At 61.4% G+C, this 3614-nt stretch carries 5 protein-coding genes; 2 read left to right on the top strand and 3 right to left on the bottom strand.

The window, feature by feature from the left end; all coding sequences use genetic code 11:
* Nucleotides 1-858: efflux RND transporter permease subunit (locus tag VII69_10230; GenBank protein HEY5095483.1), on the top strand; the 858-nt coding region annotated here is incomplete at its 5' end.
* Between the two features lie 23 nt (nucleotides 859-881).
* On the opposite strand, the gene VII69_10225 is transcribed toward VII69_10230, so the two are convergent.
* Together VII69_10225 and VII69_10220 are read right to left on the bottom strand one after the other, a co-directional pair.
* Nucleotides 882-2126 (bottom strand): ammonium transporter, encoded by a 1245-nt coding sequence (locus VII69_10225; protein ID HEY5095482.1) that lies wholly within the window; start codon nucleotides 2124-2126, stop codon nucleotides 882-884.
* A gap of 112 nt (nucleotides 2127-2238) precedes the next feature.
* On the bottom strand, nucleotides 2239-2766 hold the full coding sequence (locus tag VII69_10220; GenBank protein HEY5095481.1) for a hypothetical protein: 528 nt from the start codon (nucleotides 2764-2766) through the stop codon (nucleotides 2239-2241).
* 123 nt (nucleotides 2767-2889) lie between these two features.
* Here VII69_10220 and msrB point away from each other — a divergent pair, with 123 nt between their 5' ends.
* Nucleotides 2890-3378, top strand: a complete 489-nt coding sequence (msrB, locus tag VII69_10215) for a peptide-methionine (R)-S-oxide reductase MsrB (GenBank protein HEY5095480.1) — start codon at nucleotides 2890-2892, stop codon at nucleotides 3376-3378.
* On the opposite strand, the gene VII69_10210 is transcribed toward msrB, so the two are convergent.
* A partial coding sequence (locus tag VII69_10210; protein HEY5095479.1) for a hypothetical protein occupies nucleotides 3375-3614 on the bottom strand: 240 nt, incomplete at its 5' end. The genes msrB and VII69_10210 overlap by 4 nt on opposite strands.

The following is a 3614-nucleotide window of genomic DNA, read 5'->3' as shown; positions in this document are numbered from 1 at the left end:
TTACAGGCGCTCGAGTTCCCATCTGCGATCTCTTCGCCGAACTCCGCGATTCCCGGCCAGGTCCGCGTCGGAACGACGCTCGGCAGCGTCGCCGCGCTCACGCCCGGCTTTGGACCTTCTGCCATCAGCCGGGAGGACCGGCAACGCCGCGTCGAGATCAGTGCCCCCATCAGCGGCCGGCCGCTTGGACCGATCGTCGCCGACGCCGGCGCGGTGATGCGGAGCTATCCGTTGCCGGCGGGCTATCGCTGGGAATACGGTCCCGAGATCCAGCGTGGTGAGACCAGCTTCAATTCGTTGTGGCTGGCCGTTGGCTTGGCGATAATCTTGATCTACATGCTGCTCGCCGCGCAGTTCGAGTCTTACGTGGATCCTCTCGTGGTGATGACGTCGATTCCACTCTCCCTCATCGGCATCGTCGCATCGCTCGTGATAACAAATCGCGCCTTCGGCCTCACCGCCTTCATCGGCTCGCTCATGCTCGTTGGGATCGCCGTCAAGAATGCCATTCTCGTGATTGAATTCACCAAGCAATTGCGCGAAGAGGGAGCGTCGCCGCGCGACGCGTTGCTGCACGCCGGGCCGATGCGTTTGCGACCGATTCTGATGACGACCTTCGCGACGATCGGAGGCATGCTGCCGCTCGCGATCGGGATTGAAATAGGCAGTTCCACCCAAGCGCCGCTTGCGACCGTGGTCATCGGCGGCCTGATCACCTCGACGTTCTTGTCGCTGCTCGTGGTGCCGACGCTCTACCTCTGGATCGCTCGAAATGCCAAGGGACGGTACGTATCGCGCCGATCGATACCGTCCGCCGCTTCGAACATTCGTTCACCGGAAACCGCCGCACCGGCATAGCGCCCGCCCACCGATCCGAACGGTCAGAGTCCGAGGGGGTACGCCTCCTCGCCGTGCAGCTCGACGTCCAGACCTCGCTCTTCAGTCGCGGGGTCGACTTTCGTCTGCGTCACCTTGCTGATGAGCCACAGGAAGCCGTACGTGAACACGAACGCCCAAGCGCTGCAGACGATCGCGGCCACCAACTGCTTGACGAAGAACTCCGGATTGCCTTGAAGCAAGCCGTTGGCGCCGTTCGGATTCCACGCCGTCGAGGCGAAGACGCCGAGCGCGACGATGCCCAAGAATCCGCCCACTCCGTGAACTCCCCACACGTCGAGCGCATCGTCCCACCCCAACCGGTTTTTCAGCGCTACCGCATAGTAGCAGATCGCGCCGGAAAGTATGCCGTAGATGGCCGCCGTGCCGAGCGAGACGTAACCTGCGGCGGGCGTGATGGTGGCGAGTCCGGCCACAGCGCCGGTGAGCAAGCCGACGAACTTCGGCTGTCTGCCGTACGCCCATTCGATCAAGAGCCACGTGATGGCGGCGATCGACGCCGCGATATCGGTGTTCAGAAATGCGGATGCGGTGACCGCATCCACGCGAAGTTCCGAACCTGCGTTGAAGCCGTACCAGCCGAACCAAAGCAAGCCCGTGCCGAGGGCGATCAACGGCACGTTGTGCGGCTTATTCTCAACGATGTGGCGCCGGCCGATGTACAAGACCGATGCAAGGGCAGCAAAACCTGCGGATGCGTGGACCACGATGCCACCGGCGAAGTCGAGCACGCCCCACTTCGCGAGCAGGCCGTCGGGGCTCCATAACATGTGGACGAACGGGAAGTACACGAAGATGAGCCAGCCGGTCAGGAACAGGAAATATGCCTTAAAGGTGACGCGATTCGCAAAGGCGCCGGTGATCAGCGCCGGCGTGATGATGGCGAACATCATCTGGTAGGCCACGTGCACGATGAGCGGAATGCCGGCGTCGTTGCCGGTGAACATCGTCGAAAGCGTGATGCCCTTGAGAAACGCGTAGTAGGTGGGGTCGCCGATGATGCCGTGCCAATCGGGGCCGAAACACATCGAATAGCCGAAGACGTACCAGATCACGGTCGTCCAGCCCAAGGACATGAAGCTTTGGATCATGATGGTCAAAACGTTTTTCCGCGCGACCAGTCCGCCGTAGAAAAAAGCGAGCCCTGGGGTCATGAGCATCACCAAGCTCGCGCAGATGAGCATGAACGCGGTGTTGCCTATGTTGATCGCGACTGGTGGCGTGCTCACAAGCTTATCTCCCAAACGTAGCGCGTGGCATGGCAAATCTCAGGCGATTCAGCCTGAGAGGGTCGATCGCAAGACGGCAGGTTAGGCGTTAAAGCCTAGGTTCCCGCCCCAGTCACAACCGCGTGCAGACGCTATCCGAGGCCATGGTCCATACGCCCTTCGCCTGATATTCCTGATAGTCGCGGATCGTCGTCGCAGACGGATGCGTGAGCGTATCGCGGAGCGGCGACTTGCCGGTGCTGCCCATCGTCGTCCCGGTGAATATCTTGCCGTCCGAGGACGTCTCGCCGCTAAGATTGCTGTAGACGTCGACGGTGTTCATCCAAAACGTCTTGGATTTTTCGACGAAGCCGGTATAGGTATCGGCCCCGTATTCGTCTGCAGTCACGTGGTTGTGCAGAGTGTTGCCCGGCGCCACTGAGAACGCCACGATGCCGTGCGCGGTTGTAGCAGGCTGCCCTGGAGACGCGCCGATCTTGACGTTGCAATTCCATGATCCGACGAGAAATTGCATCGTCGCCATCTTCCCGGTGAGGGCGCTAGCGGCTTCCGAGCGCTCCGCGGTGCCGGCTTCCATGGCGAAGAAGACAAACGCAGCGACCGCACACGAACAGGCCGCGTAAACAGAGAATTTGCGCATGATCGATCTCCTTTGGCCGCGGAAGTTTGTCGACGCAATGCTTGCTCCCTTTACCGCCGGGATGCATCCACCGGACTCCCCCACACGTAGAGCGAAGTAGAAGCAACCATGAGGAGCCTCGCAATGACCAGATCCTTCTTTCTCGCCGGCGCGGCCGGGTTGGCCGGCGCCGTCGTCGCCTGCCGCTATACCACCCGCGCCGCCCAACCGCCGGAAACGTTTACCGTGACGCACACGGACGCGCAGTGGCGCAAGCTGCTCACTCCCGACCGGTACAATATCTTGCGTGAAGCCGGCACCGAAATCGCGTTTTCTAGTCCGCTCGATCGCGAATTCGGCAAAGGGATCTACGATTGCGCCGGATGCGCACTGCCCGCGTATTCATCCACCACCAAGTTCGACAGCGGCACGGGCTGGCCGAGCTTTTACGACCATATCCCGAATGCGGTGCGGAAGAGTTCGGACTACACGCTCGGCGAGGAGCGCGACGAGATTCATTGCCGTCGTTGCGGCAGTCACCTAGGTCATGTGTTTGACGACGGCCCGCAACCAACCGGCTTGCGATATTGCATGAACGGACTAGCGTTGATCTTCGTCCCGGCGAAAAGTTAGCGCGAGCGCCCGAAACCCGCGAGACGCGCGACGAGAACGAGCGCGAGAAGACAAACGCAGATCATCGCGACCCGTCCTCCCGTCGTTTCCCAGTTGGCTGCTATGAGTGCCATGGCCGTCTCGATCGGACCGGGCTCTGGCGTCGGAATGGCGTTGACGATCGGCGGCGGCGTAGGGGCTGGGTGCGCGATGATTCCGTCGGCGATGGTATTCACGGCATTCATCACGGCCGTGTT

Source organism: Candidatus Eremiobacteraceae bacterium, from assembly GCA_036511855.1.
Lineage (GTDB): Bacteria > Vulcanimicrobiota > Vulcanimicrobiia > Eremiobacterales > Eremiobacteraceae > JABCYQ01.
The sequence above is the reverse complement of the archived record's forward strand: the minus strand, read 5'-3'. Positions and strand labels throughout refer to the sequence as shown.

Excerpts from the sequence above, each read along its gene's own strand:
- msrB (HEY5095480.1), top strand. The coding sequence starts at position 2,890 with ATGACCAGATCCTTCTTTCTCGCCGGCGCGGCCGGGTTGGCCGGCGCC.
- VII69_10220 (HEY5095481.1), bottom strand. The coding sequence starts at position 2,766 with ATGCGCAAATTCTCTGTTTACGCGGCCTGTTCGTGTGCGGTCGCTGCG.